The sequence below is a fragment of the Micromonospora sp. NPDC005806 genome (assembly GCF_042871425.1).
In the GTDB taxonomy this organism is placed as follows: Bacteria; Actinomycetota; Actinomycetes; order Mycobacteriales; family Micromonosporaceae; genus Micromonospora.
Map to the genome: position 1 here is coordinate 24505 of NZ_JBIAIL010000021.1, position 19474 is coordinate 43978.

General features: G+C 67.2%; 19 protein-coding genes and 3 pseudogenes. 12 read left to right on the forward strand and 10 right to left on the reverse strand.

The window, feature by feature from the left end; translation table 11 throughout:
• Positions 1-289: 289 nt before the first annotated feature.
• Positions 290-1429: a HoxN/HupN/NixA family nickel/cobalt transporter gene (locus tag ACFYOS_RS21470; RefSeq protein ID WP_387144276.1), complete on the forward strand. Its 1140-nt coding sequence runs from the start codon at positions 290-292 to the stop codon at positions 1427-1429.
• Positions 1430-1909: 480 nt separating this feature from the next.
• On the opposite strand, the gene ACFYOS_RS21475 is transcribed toward ACFYOS_RS21470, so the two are convergent.
• On the reverse strand, positions 1910-2335 hold the full coding sequence (locus tag ACFYOS_RS21475; RefSeq protein WP_387144279.1) for a cytidine deaminase family protein: 426 nt from the start codon (positions 2333-2335) through the stop codon (positions 1910-1912).
• 761 nt (positions 2336-3096) lie between these two features.
• Between ACFYOS_RS21475 and ACFYOS_RS21480 the strand changes: the two genes are divergently transcribed.
• The 6 genes and pseudogenes from ACFYOS_RS21480 to ACFYOS_RS21505 all read left to right on the forward strand — a co-directional run.
• Positions 3097-4887 carry an IS481 family transposase gene (locus tag ACFYOS_RS21480; RefSeq protein ID WP_387144282.1) on the forward strand — a complete coding sequence of 597 codons (1791 nt, stop codon included), beginning with the start codon at positions 3097-3099 and terminating at the stop codon, positions 4885-4887.
• A 4-nt stretch (positions 4888-4891) separates the two neighbouring features.
• Positions 4892-5203 carry a hypothetical protein gene (locus ACFYOS_RS21485; RefSeq protein ID WP_387144285.1) on the forward strand — a complete coding sequence of 104 codons (312 nt, stop codon included), beginning with the start codon at positions 4892-4894 and terminating at the stop codon, positions 5201-5203.
• Positions 5204-5892: 689 nt separating this feature from the next.
• Positions 5893-6381 (forward strand): hypothetical protein, encoded by a 489-nt coding sequence (locus tag ACFYOS_RS21490; RefSeq protein ID WP_387144288.1) that lies wholly within the window; start codon positions 5893-5895, stop codon positions 6379-6381.
• Positions 6382-6604: 223 nt separating this feature from the next.
• Positions 6605-7894 (forward strand): annotated as a pseudogene (locus ACFYOS_RS21495) (IS701 family transposase).
• 651 nt (positions 7895-8545) lie between these two features.
• A complete protein-coding gene (locus ACFYOS_RS21500) occupies positions 8546-9532 on the forward strand; it encodes a DUF4331 family protein (RefSeq protein WP_387144291.1) in 987 nt (328 codons plus the stop codon).
• Between the two features lie 361 nt (positions 9533-9893).
• A pseudogene (locus ACFYOS_RS21505) lies at positions 9894-10748 on the forward strand (tyrosine-type recombinase/integrase); the annotation flags it as partial.
• Here the strand turns inward: ACFYOS_RS21505 and ACFYOS_RS21510 are convergent.
• From ACFYOS_RS21510 to ACFYOS_RS21525, 4 genes and pseudogenes are all read right to left on the reverse strand, one after another.
• Positions 10730-11170 (reverse strand): annotated as a pseudogene (locus ACFYOS_RS21510) (DinB family protein); the annotation flags it as partial. The pseudogenes ACFYOS_RS21505 and ACFYOS_RS21510 overlap by 19 nt on opposite strands.
• Positions 11171-11305: 135 nt before the next feature.
• Positions 11306-11701: an MmcQ/YjbR family DNA-binding protein gene (locus ACFYOS_RS21515; protein ID WP_109802463.1), complete on the reverse strand. Its 396-nt coding sequence runs from the start codon at positions 11699-11701 to the stop codon at positions 11306-11308.
• Positions 11702-11823: 122 nt separating this feature from the next.
• On the reverse strand, positions 11824-12477 hold the full coding sequence (locus tag ACFYOS_RS21520) for a nitroreductase family protein (protein ID WP_387144294.1): 654 nt from the start codon (positions 12475-12477) through the stop codon (positions 11824-11826).
• A 39-nt stretch (positions 12478-12516) separates the two neighbouring features.
• The gene (locus tag ACFYOS_RS21525; protein WP_387144297.1) at positions 12517-13059 is read right to left on the reverse strand and encodes a carboxymuconolactone decarboxylase family protein; all 543 of its coding nucleotides are present in this window, start codon (positions 13057-13059) and stop codon (positions 12517-12519) included.
• A 259-nt stretch (positions 13060-13318) separates the two neighbouring features.
• On the opposite strand from ACFYOS_RS21525, the gene ACFYOS_RS21530 reads away from it, so the two are divergent.
• The 3 genes from ACFYOS_RS21530 to ACFYOS_RS21540 all read left to right on the forward strand — a co-directional run bounded on the left by ACFYOS_RS21530 (position 13319) and on the right by ACFYOS_RS21540 (position 14575).
• Entirely contained in the window at positions 13319-13963 is a 645-nt protein-coding gene (locus tag ACFYOS_RS21530) for a TetR/AcrR family transcriptional regulator (protein WP_387144300.1), read from the forward strand.
• Between the two features lie 288 nt (positions 13964-14251).
• Entirely contained in the window at positions 14252-14416 is a 165-nt protein-coding gene (locus ACFYOS_RS21535) for a hypothetical protein (protein WP_387144303.1), read from the forward strand.
• A 24-nt stretch (positions 14417-14440) separates the two neighbouring features.
• Positions 14441-14575: a hypothetical protein gene (locus tag ACFYOS_RS21540; RefSeq protein WP_281180984.1), complete on the forward strand. Its 135-nt coding sequence runs from the start codon at positions 14441-14443 to the stop codon at positions 14573-14575.
• Positions 14576-14849: 274 nt separating this feature from the next.
• Here the strand turns inward: ACFYOS_RS21540 and ACFYOS_RS21545 are convergent, their stop codons facing one another.
• The 5 genes from ACFYOS_RS21545 to ACFYOS_RS21565 all read right to left on the reverse strand — a co-directional run bounded on the left by ACFYOS_RS21545 (position 14850) and on the right by ACFYOS_RS21565 (position 18247).
• Positions 14850-15182: an integrase core domain-containing protein gene (locus tag ACFYOS_RS21545; protein ID WP_387144306.1), complete on the reverse strand. Its 333-nt coding sequence runs from the start codon at positions 15180-15182 to the stop codon at positions 14850-14852.
• A complete protein-coding gene (locus ACFYOS_RS21550) occupies positions 15166-16353 on the reverse strand; it encodes an IS30 family transposase (RefSeq protein WP_387144483.1) in 1188 nt (395 codons plus the stop codon). Before ACFYOS_RS21550 ends, ACFYOS_RS21545 begins: the two co-directional genes overlap by 17 nt.
• A gap of 86 nt (positions 16354-16439) precedes the next feature.
• A complete protein-coding gene (locus ACFYOS_RS21555; protein ID WP_387144309.1) occupies positions 16440-17231 on the reverse strand; it encodes an IS3 family transposase in 792 nt (263 codons plus the stop codon).
• The gene (locus ACFYOS_RS21560; protein WP_204030154.1) at positions 17228-17554 is read right to left on the reverse strand and encodes a transposase; all 327 of its coding nucleotides are present in this window, start codon (positions 17552-17554) and stop codon (positions 17228-17230) included. Before ACFYOS_RS21560 ends, ACFYOS_RS21555 begins: the two co-directional genes overlap by 4 nt.
• Before the next feature lie 132 nt (positions 17555-17686).
• Complete coding sequence (locus tag ACFYOS_RS21565; RefSeq protein WP_387144312.1) at positions 17687-18247, reverse strand: hypothetical protein; 561 nt, start codon at positions 18245-18247, stop codon at positions 17687-17689.
• 192 nt (positions 18248-18439) lie between these two features.
• Here ACFYOS_RS21565 and ACFYOS_RS21570 point away from each other — a divergent pair, with 192 nt between their 5' ends.
• Both ACFYOS_RS21570 and ACFYOS_RS21575 read left to right on the forward strand, forming a co-directional pair.
• Positions 18440-18643, forward strand: coding sequence for a hypothetical protein (locus ACFYOS_RS21570; RefSeq protein WP_387144315.1), 204 nt, complete (start codon positions 18440-18442; stop codon positions 18641-18643).
• 57 nt (positions 18644-18700) lie between these two features.
• On the forward strand, positions 18701-19345 hold the full coding sequence (locus tag ACFYOS_RS21575; RefSeq protein ID WP_387144318.1) for a hypothetical protein: 645 nt from the start codon (positions 18701-18703) through the stop codon (positions 19343-19345).
• Positions 19346-19474: the final 129 nt, after the last annotated feature.

Below are 19474 nucleotides of genomic sequence, written 5' to 3' on the forward strand. Positions count from 1 at the left end.
GCGGGGACCGGCGCACCTCCTGCTGGTCGTCGTCGGTCGGCGTTCGACAGCCCCATGACAGGCCCGAGGCCCAGCCGACGCCCAGGGCGACCCTCGTCTGTAGTTTCCTCACTACCGGTGCGAGCACTTTCCGACGGGGCAGCGCCGGTCGCCTCCTGCCGTCGTCGCGCGGGGTTGGTCGCCCGTTTGCTCGACCGCTTCGACAGGTCGATGCTGCAGCTCCTATTCTGTTGCCAGTATTTGGCAACAAGTCGGGCGATCATGTGCGCCCAAGATCGGGTGAGCACCTGTGGAGGGCAGATTGGCTTCAACCGTCGACGCGCCGGCTCGAAACGCGGTGCGGCGTAGCCTGTCCGGAGCGGAGAAGCGCAGCCTGGCCGGGATGGGGCTGTTCATCGCCGGCCTGCACATCGTCGGCTGGATCACCCTGGCCGCGATCGTCGCACCGAGCCACTACCACGTCGGCTCCCAGGTGTTCGGGATCGGCCTCGGCGTTACCGCGTACACCCTGGGGATGCGGCACGCGTTCGACGCCGACCACATCGCCGCCATCGACAACACCACCCGCAAATTGATGGCCGACGGGCAGCGTCCCACCTCGGTCGGGTTCTGGTTCTCCCTCGGCCATTCCTCGGTCGTATTCGCGCTGTGCCTGCTGCTGTCGTTCGGCGTCCGAGCGCTGGCTGGACAGGTCGAGGACGAGACCTCCAGCCTGCAGCAGACCACCGGCCTGATCGGCACCACCGTCTCCGGCGTCTTCCTGATGATCATCGCCGTGCTGAACATGGTCGTCCTGGTCAACATCCTGCGGGTCTTCCGGCGGATGCGGACCGGGCACTACGACGAAGCCGAACTCGAGGAACATCTCAACAAGCGCGGCTTCATGAACCGCATCCTCAACAGCGCCACCAAGGCCGTCCGCAGGCCCTGGCACATGTACCCGATCGGGCTGCTGTTCGGACTCGGCTTCGACACAGCCACCGAGATCTCGCTGCTGGTGCTCGCCGGCGGAGCCGCCGCGTTCCAACTGCCCTGGTACGCCATCCTCACCCTGCCGATCCTGTTCGCCGCCGGCATGAGCCTGCTGGACACCATCGACGGGTCATTCATGAACTTCGCCTACGAGTGGGCGTTCTCCAAGCCCGTCCGCAAGGTCTACTACAACATCACGATCACCGGGCTGTCCGTCGCCGTCGCACTGCTCATCGGCGGCATTGAGCTCATCTCAATCCTGGCCGACAAAACGGGCATCACTTCAGGGCCGTTGCGCGCGATCGCCGACGTGGACCTGAACTACGCCGGGTACGGCATCGTCGCCTTGTTCGTGCTCACTTGGATCATCGCGATCGCGGCCTGGCGGCTGCTGCGTATCGAGGACCGCTGGTCAGCCAACCTTCGCGCCACCGCCGAAGAGTCCACCCGCCAGTGAGCCTGTGCCGTTCGAGAATTCGGTTTCGGCTACGCGACCCTGCTCGTACTCGTTGACGAGACCATGCACCACCTTCCTGCGCCGCACCCGTACGGCGCCCAGATCACCAACCGGCGCCGAAAGGGTGTCCCGGTCGGGTGGGCGTTGTCCACGGCCCTGATGCGGCCTGTGTTGGTTGTAATGCGCTACGTATTCGCCGGTTCAAATCTCCATAGAAGAAAGTCAAAGCCCTGACCAGCGTTTCCGCTGGTCAGGGCTTTTTCTTTGTCGGGACGGCCGGATTTGAACCGACGACCCCTTGACCCCCAGGCAACCAACACGGCTCTTCGGCCTGCTGTTTACCTGGTCCTATCTCCTATGACGGTCCCCCGCCGTGCATCCTCGTCCACCAGCGTCCGTCGTGATCGTCACCCAGATAGTCACCCAGTTGGTCGGGCACGCATCGGGCACCCGCCCTGGCCACTCGGGCGGCTGATCAGGTCAATCGAGCGGGTTGGGCCAATCGGTGTGCGGGAGCAGGTCTCGTAGCCTGGCTGAGCTGGTCCGGCTGAGCAACACTTCAGTGTCGAGATTGACGGGGTCCATCTGGCGGATAAACTCCCGACAACGCCCGCATGGCGGCAGTACGCACAGGACGCCCTTATCATTGCGCCAGACAGCGACGATCTTGATGATCTTGTTTTCGCCAGCCGTGATCATGGCAGCGATAGCTGCGTGCTCTGCGCAGAACCCCGTGCCTGAGCCTGTGTCGATGCAGACGCCGGAGAAGAGGTTGCCCGCTTCGGTGACCAGCGTAGATCCAACCTGGCCGATACGGCGGGTCGCCCCACCGTAGCCAGGCACCGTACGCGGATTGAGCACGGCTTGAGCGGAGGCGATCAGTGAGTCGTGCGAGATGGCGTTCACCCGGCGGAACTTATCAGGACACCGCATCCCCCACGAGCCCCGATGACAGGCACCGCAGCTCTGCTTCCGCAGAGCGCGCATCACTGCCATCCCGTCACCGTCGACCCGCCCGTCTCGGAGAGCGGGCCACCGCTCGGCCCGCCACGTCAAGCGGACCTTGACGCACGTACGGGCGCTGCCGGAACAGCCTGAGTCGGCTCTCGTGTCACGGACCGCGCCCCCGGCGGGCACCGCCACAGTGGCGCAGTTGACCCAACCTCGCCCGGCACGGGCCCGGCTCCCGGGGTCGGAGCTGGCCACCGGCGGCCGCCCCTCCCCTCCCAGGTGAGCGGTTGACCTGACCCTGAGCGGCTGCGGAGCCGGCTCCTGGACGACCGGCATGCCGTCGCGCGGCCACCGCCCCCATGCTTGGGGCTTGCCGCGCGGACCCGGCGCGCCCTTCCCTGCGCCGCGCTGCTCAGGCGCGGCGCGGCCGGCTGCCGGCGACGAACCTCCACCACTCTGCCCGCTATCCCGACTGCGGCGGCCCCGGGCTCCCCGCTCTCCGCGCCAGCCGCCGGGCGTGTTGCGTGGCCGGCGTGGAGCGACAGCGGAGCGTCGGACGCGCGCCCAGGCGGCGGCGCGTGCGGCCCGTCAAGGGCCGCCCTGAAGACGTACAGAAAGTCCTCACCGATCGACGGCGACAGCCGTGTCCGGTCTCGGGACCTGCGTGACGAATCGTTATCAGGACCTGCGTGACACTCCGCTGAGTGTTGGTGGAGATGAGCGTGATGGAACAGCGGTATCGGGCCGTCCAGGACGTGCTTGCCGGGTCGACGGTCACGGACGTCGCCGAACGGTTCGGAGTCTCCCGTCAGGCGGTGCATCGCTGGTTGGCCTGGTATGCCGATGAGGGTCTGGAAGGGCTGGCCGATCGGTCCAGCCGTCCACGTTCCTCGCCTGCGCAGACGCTGCCGGAGGTGGAGGCGTTGATCTGTGAGCTGCGCCGGAATCATCCTCGCTGGGGTGCCCGTCGTCTGGTCTTCGAGCTGGGCCGCCGTGACTGCCCGGGTCCGGTCCCGTCGCGGGTCCCGGTGCATCGGGTGCTGATCCGGCACGGGCTGGTCCACCCGGCGTCCCGCCGCCGTCGTCGGGAGGACTACAAACGCTGGGAACGTAGCCGGCCGATGGAGTTGTGGCAGCTGGACATCGTCGGCGGTATCCGCCTCGCTGATGGTGGTGAGGCGAAGGTCGTCACCGGCGTTGACGACCACTCCCGGTTTTGCGTCATCGCTGCCGTGGTCCGCCGGGCCACCGGCCGGGCCGTGTGTCTGGCCTTCGCCGAAGCGTTGCAGCGGTTCGGGATCCCCGAGGAAGTTCTGACGGACAACGGTAAGCAGTTCACCGGCCGGTTCAACCAGCCGCGGCCGGCCGAGGTGATGTTCGAACGCATCTGCCGGGAGAACGGCATCGTGTCCCGCAACACCAAACCCCGCACTCCGACCACCACCGGCAAGGTCGAACGGTTCCACCAGACCCTGCAACGGGAACTCCTCGACGAGGTCGAGGTCTGGGCCAGCCCGGAAGAGGCCCAGGCCGCCATCGACGAGTTCCGGGACGAATACAACACCCAACGGCCGCATCAGTCCCTGGACATGGCGTTCCCGGCCGACCGGTTCACCACCCCGCCAACCGACGAGCAACTGCCGCTGCGGCTGCCCCCGGCGCTGGCCACCACAATCCCCGCACCCAGAAAGCCACTGCCGGTGTCTCCGTCACCCGCCCCGTCGGCCACCATCGCAGCCGCACCAGTGACTACCAGCGACGACGTCGGCCTGGCCGTGGAGGTCACCCGCCGCGTTCCCGCCTCGGGCAACCTCACCGTCTGCGGGCAACAGTTCTGGCTCAGCCCCACCCGCGCCGGTCTGCCGGTCACCCTCTGGGCCGACACCACCGTCGTTCACCTGCTCGTCGACGGCGTCCGGCTCAAGACCGTCCCGTCCCGGCTCACCCCCGGTCACCTGCGGCAGCTCCTCGACGACGACGGCCAACCAGCCGGCCCACCACCGATCACCACCGGCCCCGTCCAGCCCGGCGCCCCGATCGAAGTCGAACGGCTCGTCAACGCCACCGGCCTGATCAGCCTCGCCGGCCGGCAACACCCCGTCGGCTACCACTTCGCCGGCAGACGCGTCACCGTCCGACTCGACCGCGGCCTCATGCAGATCACCACCGACGGCGTCCTCCTGCGCAACCTGCCCAACCCGCTGACATCGGCCGAGATCGCCGGCATCCGCGACGCCCGCCCCGCCGGACCCCCACCCACCCCAGCAACCGAACCGCTGCGGGTCGAACGCCGCGTCAGCTGCCGAGGAACCCTCGTCATCGCCGGCCAACGCATCCACGTCGGCAACATCCACGCCGGCCGAACACTCATCGTCGAAGCCGGCGACACCACCTTCCGCGTCCACGACGGCGACCAACTCCTCACCGAGGTCCCCCGCACGACCGGCAAGGACATCACCCGCTTCAAGGTCCGCAAGCCCGAACCGCCACGAGCTGCGCAAGGATGAGGCCGTGGACAAGCAACCCGCCTTCGCCGACCCGTGGTGGGACCTACGCGCAGACGATCCCGTCGAACGACAACAACGCCAAGCCCTGCACACCGAACTTCTCATCGAGGTGGCACCTGGCCACCCACTGCACGGCCAGCCCACCAGCATCGTTGCCAGGTCCGAGGCGTCGGACGACATCCTCGTCCAGCTTCCCGAACGCTGGGCAATCATCCACCTCACCTGGAAAGGCGCCCCGGAGACACCGCCCTGGCCAAAGACCAAGTTCTACGACACCATCCACACCCTCGCGCGGGGCCTCCAAGAGGCAGACTGAACAGCAAGGGAAGAACAAGATCGTCTAGCCGGATGTGTCACCCACGTCCTGAGACCGATCTGTCACGGACGTCCTGAGACCCGACACGACGGCGACAGCCGTTGTCCTCCGTCGACTGATACGCGACACATGTCCGCCAACTGATATGCGACACCTCAGCGCGCTGATCGCGGCAGGAGAGTAGGTTTGGGTGTTCCGCCGAAGCGCCAGAACCTGTTGAGCTGCCGCGCTAGGGAACAGCAAGTTGGCCGACAACACGCAACGGTCTCCGACGATTCTGGCGATCTCGTGGGGCCGTATTCAGGTTGACGGTCTGGCCGCGGGCAAAGATCTCAAGCGATATCCGGCGGGGCGGGGAGTGGGATCGGTCTGAGACCGGCATCCGTCACAGCCCCGGCATTCGACCAGAAGACGTCGAAGAGCTCCTCCTCCACGGCGCCACGGTCGTCGTCCTGCCCCAAGGCGTGCAACTCCGACTCCAGGTCGATCCACGAACGCTCACGATTCTCGACGAGCGAGACGTGGCACCGAGATGAAGGGCGGTGCGGCTCTGCAATGAGCTGGCCACGACCCATCCGGTCGGCAGGCTCTTCCACTCGACCTGCTGAACCCTCCGCGCAGCGACGGCTCCGCGTCGTGGCACCGATTTCGCATGCGATCATCGGTCCTGACCGAGACGGAGAGGTGCGATGGCGTACGTGACCCGGCTGCATCCCTTCAGTGCCCAGGGCGGCTTCTTCCTCGGCTGCGCGGTGGCGGCCGTCGGCTCGGTCGGGCTGTGGCGGCAGCCGTGGGTCATGGTGCCGGGCGTGCTGTTCTTCGGCTTCGGCGCGGTCGTGGGCGCGATCCCGCTGCTGCAGCGGCAGGTGACCTTGCGGGTGGACGACACCGGCATCGGCGACGACAGGAACATGACGTCGTGGGACAAGGTGCTCTGGCTGGAAGTACACGACCGCCGTGTATGGATCGTGCAGGGTGAGCTGCGGGAGCTGAACCCGGAAGACTTCGACGATCCCGAGGAGTTCCGGCCGAGCGTGGAGCCGGTATCGCTGCGTATGCGCGGCTTGCCGGTCAGCGGCTGCCGGTTCCGCCGGAACCGCTTCGACGCAGCGGTGCGCGCATACGCGCCGCACGTGGCGGATACTGCCCCGTATACCTACGGCCACCACCCATCGTGACCGCTACCGGGTCGTGAGGCGGCATCGCTGAGGACGGAGCGGCGGACAACGTGGCCGTGAATACGAGTTCTTAGTACTCCAGCCGCACTTCCGTTGGCCGCGTTTACGCAGCTAGGACCGCAGATGCGGATCAGGCGTCAGAGTACACGATCGTCCATCAGAGACTTCCGCACTCGTGGCGGTAGATGATCTTTCGGGGTGGGCGACAGGTCTGGATGACCTGATGGCGCGGATCGCTGGCCGGTTTCGGCGGGTGGCGCCACGCCGGCGGGCCCGGGCCTACGTGCTGGGCCTGTTGTCGCCGCTGGCAGGCAAGAACGGCTGGATTGGCCGAGGCGGCCGGGGAGAACACACCTGACGGTATGCAACGCCTGCTCAACGGGACGGCGTGGGACGCCGACGCGGTCCGCGATGACCTGCGCGACTACGTTGTAGAGCACTTCGGTGACGCCAACGCCGTTCTGATCATCGATGAGACGGGGTTCCTGAAGAAGGGAACCAAGTCCGCCGGTGTCCAACGTCAATACTCCGGGACGGCGGGCCGGACCGAGAACTGCCAGCTCGGGGTGTTCCTGGCGTATGCGTCCGTGCACGGGCGCACCTTGGTCGACCGGGAGCTGTATCTGCCGCAAGGCTGGTGCGGCGATGACGCCCGGCGGACCGAGGCCGCGGTACCGGCGAAGGTGCGGTTCGCGACCAAGCCGGCGCTGGGGTTGCAGATGCTGCGCCGCGCACTGGACGCAGGGCTGCCGGCGCGGTGGGTGACCGCCGACGAGGCCTACGGCAAGGACAGCAAGTTTCGGCTGTGGCTGCAGAGCCGACGCATGGGCTACGTCCTGGCCGTGGCCTGCAACCAGAAGATCCCGACCGACGGCGGCAGCGCCCGCGCCGATGAACTGGCCGCCGCGGCCCCTGCCCTGGCCTGGAAGCGGCGCAGTTGCGGCGCCGGCGCCAAGGGACCGCGTCTGTTCGACTGGGCCGTGGCCACCCTGCCCGACACTGGCACCGCCGAGCACGGATGCACCCGCTGGCTGCTCGCGCCGGTCGATCACCGACCCGACCGAGCTCGCCTACTACCTGTGCTACGGACCGGCGGAGACCAGCGATGAGGAACTCATCCGCGTGGCCGGCGCCCGGTGGGCGATCGAGGAGTGCTTCCAGACCGCCAAGGGACAGGTCGGCCTGGACGATTACCAGGTGCGCCGCTACGACGCGTGGTACCGCCACATAACCCTCGCTATGTGCGCCCACGCCTTCCTCACCGTCACCGCCACCCAAGCGCAAAAGGGGGCAGCGCCGACCGGGCCGGACTCGTCCCCCTCAGCCTCGCCGAGACTCGACGTCTCCTGGCACACCTGATCACCCACAGACGAACCCGCGACCACATCAATCGATGGTCATGGTGGCGACGCCGCCACCAGTTCCGAGCCAAAACAAGCCACTACCAGCGAAGACAACGACTCCGCGAAGTGCGGCTGGAGTACGAGTACTCCAGCCCGGGTTCGTTATGTAGGTGGCCGGCGATGAGTTCAGCTCGGTCCGGGCTGGTCGGCGTGTCTGCGGGTAGGGAGACGGCCGCCGGTTGATCATGCACTGTTTGTGAGGACAAGTGAAGATCGTGCGGCGGCCGCTGGGCACAGCGTAGACGTCGAGGGATGGTTGGCGGAGTTCGACACCGGGTTCGCGTGGATCGCGGGCCGGTTCGGGCGGGTGGAGCCGCGCCGGCAGGCGCGCGGATTCCTGCTCGGCCTGCTGTCAGATGTGGACACGCGGTCGTGTTGGCAGTTGGCGGAGCAGGCCGGAGACGTTTCACCGCATGTGATGCAGCGACTGTTGGGTGAGGCGGTGTGGGACGCCGACGCGGTGCGCGATGACTTGCGGGGCGTCGCGTCCAGATCTCCTGCGCCGTGGAGCCTGACAAGGGCCGCCTCCACGATGCGGTCGTACTCCTCGTTGGCCAGCACCCGATCGGGTGATCGCCAGCTTCAGTCCAGCGCCATTCCACCGGCGTTGTGGCAGCGTCAGCCTGAGGGCGGACGTTGCGGAATTAGCTACTGCGGCGCCCGCCAGGCTGCACGTCGTCACGAGCTCATCGTTCGCCGGCCTACCCATGCCGGAAGGCCCGGCTCGGTCTTTCAGACGCCGAGCCTTCAAAGGAGTCTGCATGTCGAACCACTTCAGCGCCGACAACTTCAAGTTCCCTGGCGACGACCGTCGCCTCGACCTCACCGAGGTGTACGTCTTCACCTCACCGCAGGACCCCGGCAAGACGGTGCTGATCATCGCCTCCAACCCTACCAGTGCCCCGCCCCCGATACCGGCGCCTACCACCGGGCCGGAGTTCTACCCCGGAGCGGTCTACCGGATCAACATCGACACTGACGGCGACGCGCACGCCGACATCGCGTTCACATTCACCTTCTCCGAGTACCAGAACAGCAGCCAGACCGCGACCGCCTGGTACGCCACCGGCCCCGAGGCCCGCCAGCCCGAGCCGGCCGGCCAGGTGCTCGCCGAGTCCTTCCCGGTCAGCTTCGACGGCACGGCCCGGCCGGTCATGGTCGCTGAGCCAGGGCAGATCCGGCTGTTCGCCGGGCTGCGCAGCGATCCGTTCTTCGCCGATGTTGAGGGCGCCCTACACGGAATGAAATGGACCGGGCACGACGACTTCGCCGGCAACAACGTCGACTCGATCGCCCTAGAGGTGCCCACCGACCTGCTCGGCCCCGGCCCGGTCATCGGAGTATGGGCCTCGATCAGCCGGCGCCATGACGGCATGCTGGAGCAGATGGACCGCGGCGGAAACCCGGTCATCAACCCGTTCATCAACCCCGACGGCGAGAAGAACCTGTACAACTCCCGGCAGCCCGTCGACGACGTGGCCAACTACCTGAGCCCGTGGTCCCAGATGCTGGAGAAAGGCGGCTACTCACCCGAGGAGGCCAAGGAGGCCGCCATGCAGTTCCTGCCCGACATCCTCCGCTACGACCGCACCAAGCCAGTCTCCTACCCCAACGGCCGCAAGCTCATCGACGACGTCTTCAGCTACCGCTTTACCTGGTTGACCCACGGCAAGCTCTCCCCGACAGGCCTCAAGCCGCACGACGACCTCACGTGGCAGTTCCCCTACCTCGGCCCACCGAACCCCTAGCCGCCGCACAGCAGGTGGATGCAGCCCCGCGACCCGGCCGTGCTCGCCTCAGAGGTCGACGGCTCCCCGTTTCTCCCTCTTCGACCCAGCTCGTGACCACGCGATGCAGCGGAGGGCGGTGTTCGGGGCGGAGTGCCGGTGCTCGTTGTCTCGGCTGGTGTTGCCTGGCATAGTGCCGGCCATGCCGTCGGCTGTCCGTGGCAGCGTTGCGTTCGGCCTTGTGCTCGCGGCGCCGGTCCCTGCAGCCATCGGCGTCTACGCCTCTGTGAACGCGAAACGCTACATCTACCTCGACCAGCCCGCCCATCCATACGCCGCCATCGCCTTGAGCCTGGGGATGCTTGCCGCGGCTGCACAATTTGCTCTCCGACGTTGCGGCTGCCAAGACGTTCACTCCGCTCGAACCGTGAAGGGCATCCGCGCTGTTCTCCGCTCGGCGCTCTCTCAGGCCGTGGTGGAGGAGCTGGTCGTCAAGAACGTGGCGGCGCTCGTGAAGCTCCCGCCCATCCGAGCCCGCAAGGGGAGGTCATGGAGCAGCGAGGAAGCCCGCGCGCTCCTGGAATCGTCCCGCGACGGCGACGACTACCTCTACGCCGCCTACGTCCTGGTCCTCGTGCTCGGCCTACGTAAGGGTGAAGTCCTCGGTCTGACCTGGGACCACATCGAGTGGAACGACTGGGACAAGCCCTGCGCCCCGCACCGCGAGGAATTCTGCGAACACTGCCGGTACCACCACGACATCAGCCTGGTCATCGACAAGCAGCTCCAGCGGGTACGCGGCCGGCTCCTGCACCAGGCCACCAAGACCGAGGAGTCCGACGCTCCCCTACCGCTGCCGGCCATCTGCGTCACCGCGCTACGGCGCCGCTACCGCCAACAGGAGGTGACCCGAGAGAAGGCCGGCGAGGCGTGGCACGACACCGGCATGGTCTTCACGACCCGCTACGGGCTGCCGGTCGAGCCGCGGAACTTCAACCGCTCCTACGACAGCCGGATCGCCAACGCCGGCGTCCCGAAGATCACGGTCCACGACGCCCGACGCACCTGCGGTTCGCTCCTGGTCGACCTGGACGTGCATCCGCGGATCGCGATGGCGATCCTGAGACACGCCGACTTCTCGATCACGATGGAGATCTACAGCCAGGTCTCGTCCAAGGCCACGCGGGAAGCCCTGCGGAAGCTCGGCGAGAGCCTCGATCAATCCTGCCAGTGGTAGAGGTCGCGCAGCAGGGAAATCTCGGTGCCGTGATGGATCAGCTCCCTGTTGACGTGCAGGACGATGTCCTCCATGGGAAACCGCTCGGGACCCACCGTGGGCGGATTCTCCAGGTCAGCGTCCGAGAGCTCGCGGACCCCCGCGTTCCATCTCCCATACATCTCATCGAGCTGTTTTAGCGCCTCGTCAGCGGTCCCCGCGTAGGCGAATGTCTGGGAGTCGACGTCCTGGCCGCCGAAGTGCCATCCGACCCGATAGCCCAGGCAGGAGACGATGATGTGCGCCAGCCGCCAGGCAATCGTGGTCACCGGCGCCGGCACCGGGGCAGGGGACGCGGAGTCCATCGTCCATTCCCCCGAACCTGCCGACATCGGTGCGGCCGACGTGCCACGTGGGCGGATGCTCCAGCAGCCGCGTCGAGGACGTGTGCCTCGATGAGGACGCCGGCGGTGAGGTCCTCGTCGTTGCGGCCGGCCACGTAAGGGCGCCATGCGCCGGTGCGGGCGCTGCTCGGATGAGGGGCAACAGCGCTCTGTGCGCGGTCGGCGTCAGCGTGATCAGTCGGCGGAGGGCGGGACGCGGAACGAAGCGGGATTGACGGGACGGCTCTGCTTCGGCAGGCCGGCGACGACGAGGAGGTACGACTCGGTCACGAGATTGTCGACAAGCGCGGGCTCGACGTCCGCACCCGCCCGCACCGTGATCCAGTGCTTCTTGTTCATGTGGTAGCCGGGCGAGATGCTCGCGTGAGCTGCGCGGAGCGCCTCCGCGTCGGATGGATCCGCTTTCAGGATCACGACGGGCTCGCCGGGCATGGACGTCTGCAGCATGAACACCTTGCCGCCGACTTTCCATACCTCCCAGTCGCCGGTGAACTGGTGTGTGTGCTCGGAGCCGGGAAGCTCGGCGGCGCGGGCCGCGGCTCGATCCTGCACTGCCTTATCAATCTGCATCTTGACCTCCTCGAAGTCCTTATGGGGTCGATTGCCCGACGTGCGTCGAGGAGGTGCGGACGCCGGGCAACCGAGTCGAAGTGAACGGGGCCGGCACCGCGGTCCGATGTCCGCCCCGTCCGTCACATGTGCATGAAGATCTTCTCCGCGTCGAACCGCGAGACCGGCTGGCGGGAGACCCGAGCCTCGTCGGGGTAGCCGAGCACCATAAGCAGCGTGGTCGTGTAGTCGGTGTCGGTCAGGTCGAAGGCCGCGTCCACGGTCGTGCGGTCGAAGCCCTCGAGCGGCGTCGCGTCCACCCCGAGGGATGCGGCGGCCATCATCGTGGCGCCGACGACGAGGTAGGTGTTCTTCTCAAGCCAGTGGAGCACGTCCCCGCCATAGTTCTCCCTCTGGATCTCCACGAAGTTGGAGGCGCCCGCCTCCCATCCCTTCTGGATCTCCGGGTCGGCGAAGCGCCCGTCGGCGCGCTCCTTCTCGAAGATCTCCTTCAGGTGCGTGTCGGGGATGTCCTTGCGCGTCGTGAAGACGATGGCGTGCGACGCGTTGCGCACCTTCTCCGCGTTGTCCGCGAAGCGGCCGACCAGTGCGTCCGCGAGCTTGTCCTTGCCATCCTGCGTCTCCAGCACGAGGAAACGGTTCGGCTGGATGTTGATCGTCGTCGGCGAGGTGCGCAGGTAACGCAGCAGCTGCTGGAACGTCTCCTCCGGGATCCTCTTGCTCGGGTCGAAGTAGCGGGTGAGGTGCTTCGTGATCAGCTTGTCGAGATTCAACATCGTGCTTTCTTTCGTTTGAACGGCGAGTGGAGAGGAAAGTCAGGCCGACTGGTGGTCGGCGCCGGGGACGTCGACGACGGTGTCGCTGACGTTGTTGAGGTAGTTCGTGAGCAGGGTGACGACCACGATCGTGACGATCGCCTGGATCTCCGGGTCGATATACCCGACCTCGCGGATCGCTGCGAGGTCCTCGTCGCTGACCTGGCCACGCGTCTCGATCACGTGCTGCGCGAACTTCGCGACGGCGGCGCGCTTCGGGTCGCTGGACGTGCCCGTGCGGGCGAGCTCAATCTCCTCCGCCGACATACCGCCGAGGTTCGACGAGATGAAACCGTGGAGTGCCTGGCAGTAGTGGCAGCCGTTCGACTGAGAGACCGCGAGGGCGATCGTGTGGCGCGTCTTCGCGTCCAGGAGCTTCGCGATGCTGCCCTGCAGGCCCATCACGATCTCGAGCACGGTCGGGTTCGCGGCGAGCGTGGTGAACATGCTGGGCGCGAAGCCGAACTGCTTCGCGATGGCGTCGAGGGCGCCCTGCGTCTTCGCGTCGATGTCGGCGCGCGCGGGAGCGGTCAGGCGAGACATGGTGATGAACCTCCTCGTGACGTTACTGGACTATTTCGTCCACTCGCTTGAGTGAACACCATCGAAAATGGGTTGTCAAGCCCAGTTGTGTTATGTTGATGACATGCAGGTGAACAGCGGGGATGTCGGCGGGCGCGGGAGCGGTCAGGCGAGACATGATCATGAACCCCGCGTGACGTTACTGGACGATCTCGTCCACTCGCTTGAGTGAACACCATCGAAAATGGGTTGTCAAGCCCAGTTGTGTTATGTTGATGACATGCAGGTGAACAACGGGGCGGATGCAGCCCAGAAGCTCACTCCCAAGGGCCAGGCCACGCGCGAGCGAATACTGGAGCATGCGGCCGCGTTGATCTACGGCAAAGGGGTCCACGCAACCAACAACGAGCTCGTCCGCCGCGCTGCAGGCGTGAGTGGATCGCAGCTGAGTCACTACTTCCCCACCAAGGAGAGCCTCGTCCTGGCGGTCATCGACTGGCATGCGGACAGCGTCCTCGGCTTCCATCGCAGCGAACGGTTTGCCAGCTTCGACACCGTCGAGGCGTTCCAGGACTGGACGGACTTCTACGTCCTCTCGGGGCGTCCGTTCGAGGACGGCTGCAGCCTCGGCTCGCTCGCGAGCGAGATCGTCAAGACCGATCTCGACGTGCACGACCGGCTCGCGGAGGTGTTCGCGCAGTGGCGCGAGATCTTCCGCGTCGGGCTCGATCGCATGCGGCAGCTCGGCCGCATCGACGCGTCCGCCGACCCCGCGCGGCTCGCCGACATGTTCCTCGCGGCGTATCAAGGCGGCATGCTCCTCGCTCAGGTCGCCGGGGACATCGGCCCCCTGCAGGACGCGCTCTCTGCGGCGGTTGACCATCTGCGGACGTTCGTGACGTCTGACGACCAGCACATGGGCTGACGCGGCGCATCCGAGCCTCGGGTGTCGGAGCGCGGAAGAAGGTCTGGCGAGCTGGTAAGACGACCACGTCGGGCGACGCGAAAGGGCGTCCGCTCTGTTAGCAGAACCGGACGGCTCGCCGACATCCAGCCTCACGAATTCATGGGCTCGATGGCGTGATGGCTGATTGCCGGCCCTGACGTGAAGGAGGTGCCGTCCTAGCTGGAATGATCTGGGTTGCCTAGATCGAGAATCTTCCAGAAGGGCGGCACCTGCCAGGTGAAGCGTACGACATCGGCCAGGTTGCGTATGAAGGCTGCGCGTGCCAAACGATTGCGGCGTAAGCGACGCATCGAACAACGCGCCAACGCCTGGGCCCGCGGACTGACGCTGACCACCGGGGCGTCCGGGCTGATCGGTGCGGTCGGCGCCCCGTTGCTGCGGCTGCTGGCCGAACAGTCCGGGCTGCGCTAAGCCAGCCCGGCCACCCTGCGCCGAGTGCTACTCAACGCGCCAGCCCGCCTCGTGCGCCGCGCCCGTAAACGGCTGATCCGCCTCGACGACACCCACCCGCACCAGACCGACCTCATCCTCGCCTGGAACAAGATCCACGCCATGGTCACCCCGCCGTAACGGCAATCCCACCCGCCCGGACCAGACGAGAGGCCCCGCCCACCCGGCCCGCGAAGGGGATACCAGGGCCGAACCCGGCCACCAGCCGGGCCGTCACCAGGCCCGAACACCGAAACCACCACGAACCAAGCGGCAACCATCGATATCTCACCGACACTCCAAGATCGTGAAAGATCTGGGCCGTCGAGGACCTGTGGTCAACGATGAAGTCCAGCCCGGGCAACATCGCCGTCGACAGCGTGGACCATGAACCGCCCCGGGTTCTGTGGAGACCTCAGCTGTTGGCTCCAACCACCTCGCGGGGCTGGGGTTGAGCGTAGAACATCGATTCGTATTCGGTGGGCGGGAGATGCCCGATGGCGGAGTGCAGGCGCTGGTTGTTGTACCAGTCGACCCACTCGGCGGTGGCCAGTTCGACCTGGGCGAGACTGCGCCACGGACCTCGGGGCTTGATCAGCTCGGTCTTGTAGAGGCCGATGGTGGACTCCATCAACGCGTTGTCCAGGGCGTCGCCGACGCTGCCGATGGAGGCGTCGATACCGGCGTCGAGCAGGTGGGTGGTGAACCGGAACGACGTGTACTGGGCGGATTCAACCGGTCGTCGCAACACTGGGTTGTTGGAGCGATCGTAGGTGTTCGTCGAGGGCTTCGGCTGGTGTCTTCCAGCCGAGAGTTTTCCGGGGCCGGCTGTTGAGCGCGTGGGCGACGGCGTCGATCTCGTCGGCGCTCCATCGGGAGAGGTCGGTGCCTTTCGGGAAGTACTGCCGCAGAAGGCCGTTGGTGTTCTCGTTGGTGCCGCGTTGCCAAGGGCTGTGCGGGTCGGCGAAAAACACCGGCACGCCGGTCTCGACCGTGAAGCGTGCGTGCGCAGACAGTTCCTTGCCGCGGTCCCACGTGAGTGACCTGCGCAGTTGCTCGGGCAGTTTGGTGATCGTGTCGGCGAGGGCTTTGCTCATCGTGATCGCCCCGTATCCGGCGAGAGCTGGGCCGTTCTTCGTCCGCGGGATCACACCCCAGCCGGCCTCACGAGGCAGGTGGATCAGCATCGTGAACCTCGTCGTCCGCTCGATCGGTGTCCCGATCGCGGAGCGCTGCAACCCGATGATCAGATCCCCTTCCCAGTGCCCGGGGACGGCACGGTCCGCGACTTCAGCGGGCCGTTCACTGATCAGCGTGCCGCTCGTGACGTGCGCCCACGCGCGTTGCTTCGCACGTGCTCGAGGAACACGAAGCGCCCGACCGGTCCGCAAGCAGGTGACGAGTTCGCGCTTGAGGGCGCCGCGGCTCTGGACATAGAGCGCCTGGTAGATCGCCTCGTGGCTGACGCGCATGGACTCATCCTCCGGGAACTCGGCCCGGAGCCCGCGGGAGATCTGCTCCGGGCTCCACCCGGTAGTCCATGCCCGATCGCCCCGGTGAGGCTTGTTCCGGCCCTTCCACTGCGGGCCCTGCGGCCCCGCAACCGGCCGGCCGGCCGCTGTCCGGATCGCACCCGCAAGTCGTTGCTGGACGTACTCTCGGAGCCGCTCATTGGCCAGCAGCTTCGCGGTCTTCGGCATACGGGCTCGACGCTCAGCATGCCACTGCGCAGTCGAGGCCTTGTAGTCCAACCGGTACGTCCTGGTCGAGGCGTTACGCCGCAACTCCCGCGAGATCGTCGACGGGTCCCGGCCGAGCTGGCGTGCGATCTCACGAACGCCCATGCCCTGCGCCCGCGACAAAGCGATGTCTTCACGTTCGCTGAACGACCGATAGCGGCCCGACACCGTTGGCGGCAACGCAGGATTCACACCGCCAGCGTGCCGGAACCACCGGAACCCCACCGGCGACGACACACCAGCCGCCGCGGCCGCATCCTCGGTCATCACACCGCGACTGATCGCAGCCCAAAACTTGACCCGGTCCTCACGCCACGCCACCGTCGGCCGTCCCGGCGAAGGAATCTGACCCCGATACTCCCGCACCCGCTTCTGCCGCGGCCCGTAAGCCATCGCTGCACCCCTCTGACAAGGTGTTGCGACGACCGGTTGATTCCGCCCTGGCTGCCCGCGTCGCTGTGGTGCACCAGGCCCGCCCCGACCGGCTGTCCGGCGCGGTCTCGGCGCCACAACCCCATGTCCAGGGCGGCCAGAACCAGCGGGGTCCGTTTGTTCGTCGCCGCGGACCAACCCACGATCGCCCTGGAGTAGACGTCGACGACGAACGCGACGCAGACGACGCCGGACCAGGCGGCGACGTGGGTGAAGTCCGCGACCCAGCACCGATTCGGCCGGGCGGCGGTGAAGTCCCGGTTGAGCCGGTCGGCGGCGCGTTCATGCCCAGGGTCGGCTGTGGTGGTGCGGATCTTCTTGCCCCGCACGACGCTGGTCAGGCCGGCGTCGCGCATCAACCGCTCGACCGTGCACCGGGCCGTCGGATGCCCTTGTCGGCGCAGCTCGTGCCAGATCTTGCGGGCTCCGTAGACGCCGTAGTTCGCCGAGTGGATGGCGGGGACCAGGTCTGTCAGCTGCGCATCACGCACCTGCCGCTTCGACGGCGGACGCTTCTTGGCCGCCCAGTAGCCGCTCGGGGTGATCTGCAGCCCGTGCTGGCGCAGCACGTGACAGATCGGCTCGACTCCGCCGAAGCGGTCCCGATGCTCGCCGACGAATTTCACGAGCGTGTCGTAGGCCGGTCGAGCTCGGCCGCGAAGAAAGCCGACGCGGCCTTCAAGATCTCATTCGCCCGACGCAGCTCGGCGTTCTCCCGCCGCAGCCGCTTCAGCTCCGCCGACTCCTCCGACGTGACCCCGGGCCGCTGGCCGTCGTCGACCTGCGCCTGACGAACCCACTTACGCAACGTCTCGGCCGTGCCGATTCCCAGCCGGGCCGCCACCGCGGTGATGGCCGCCCAGTCCGACTCGTAGTTCGGCCGTACCTCCGCGACCATCCGCACCGCCCGCTCACGCAGCTCCTGCGGATACGGCTTCGTTCCTGCCATCTCTCGATCCTTCCCAAGCGGGGAAGTCTCTACAAGATCCGGGGCGGTTCACCCGCCGGCGCCCCGCCATGCGCTGCGTCCGGTTAGGGACCGACACAGCTCACAGGAGCAAGAGGCGCTGTGGACTCGCCGTCACCGGCACGAAGGGTCGTCGAAGTCGGCCTCGTCGGCCCGGGTCATGTCGAACGAAGCCGTCGGTGAACCGGATCCGGCGGCGACCGTGCCATCGGCGGCGAGCGTGGTGAACGACGTCCGGATCCGGAGCAGGTCGCCGTCCCAGTCGCCGTCGAGTTCGTTCAGGCGCAGGCCCGGCCCCTCGTCGTCCGAGCGCGTGTGCAGCGAGAAGCGGGTGCCGCGGTAGTTGAGCGGGTCCCCCAAGATCTCGTAGGTCTCGACCCGCCCCGCCTGACAGACCTTGACGCCGCCCCGGAGATCCGGGCAGTCGCCGCAGCGGTCGGTCGCGCTGGGCTCGTCGTCGGCCAAGTGCAGCACGACCCGCCGGTCGTCGCCGGGGCCGTACGGCACCACTCCCTGCCAGTAGCCGGTCAGCGCCGGCCTGCCCGGCAGCGCCAGAGCCCACGGGTTCGCCACAAAGTGAAGCCCGTAGACCACGCCGAAGCCGACGACGATCAGCCCGACGAACATGGCGAAGAAGCGCACCCTGTTGGGCTTGCGCCGCGGTCGGACGGCCATCCGAATCTCCTTCGAGTCGGCCCACACCGTACGCGCCACGATCGTTCGCCCGCCGCCCCACCACACTCGGAAACGGACTCATGGAGGGAGTATCCAGCTTCGTCGTGGTCGACTCACGACGGACATCGTTGACGAAAGGCCCCTCCTCCACAGCACGGATGCTGCCACCACGGCCGCAAGGCAGGTCACCCGGTGACCACGACCCCACGCTGCTCGGCCTCGACACCACCACCCCGGTGGAGCCCCGGCAAATCCCGGGCCGCCCGGATGCTCATGCCCCGCTCCGTCGACGTCGTCGCCGATTTCGGCGTCTGCGCCCGCCCCGTCACCCTCCGCCGCACTAATCTCGACTCCGGCCGGACCGAGGTCATCGACATGCCCTGCGGCGCCACCTAGGACGCCAAGTGCCCGGCCTGCGCCAAGCGGGCTCGCCAGCTGCGGCAGCAGCAGACCGTGAGAGATGGCACCGCGACGACGAACCCGACCCCGGCCCGCAACCCGCGCCGACGCGCAACGCGGCCTGATCGTCGCCCGCGCTCATCTCGAGTTCGCCCGCGACGAGGCGGCTCGGGCGTCGCAGTGGGATCAGGCGGGTACTTGGCCGACGCGATCGCGGAGCTCGAAAAGCAGATCACCACCGAAGGGCTCCGGGGCCGGCCTGCTCCCCGGCACGCCAGCGACGAGCAGGAGGACGGCGATGGGAAGCGCCGGGTGCGGTCCACCAAGCGCCGGCAGGACGCCCCGGAGCTGCCCTGCCTCCCTGGCGACAACCGCACCATCGGACGCACCTGTGAGGGCCACGGCGGGCAGGTGTTCCGGCCGTCGATGTTCCTCACCCTCACCCTCGAGTCCTACGGCCGGGTGCACTCGGAGGGGACGCCGGTCGACCCGGACAGCTACGACTACCGGCGGGCCTGTACCGCTCGAAAAGTCGGTCAGAGCTACGCCACCTGGGAGTATTCGTTGATCAGCCCGTTGAGAATCTTTCTACGGCGCACTCGTGCGGCGGTCAGGTCGATGACCGGTCGTACCTTCAACGGCGCCCCGAACGGGCAGTTCACCGTCAACGAGAGCGGTGTAGTGAGCGCCGGGCCCTGAGATCGGCTGCTTGACCGTGCGACGGTATGAAGAAGGGCCCGGGTCACGATCGGCGATCAGGCCCGTGACCCGGTCCCTCCCCTATGGAGCCGTCTGACGAAATCGAACCGTCGGCTACGCATTGGTGTG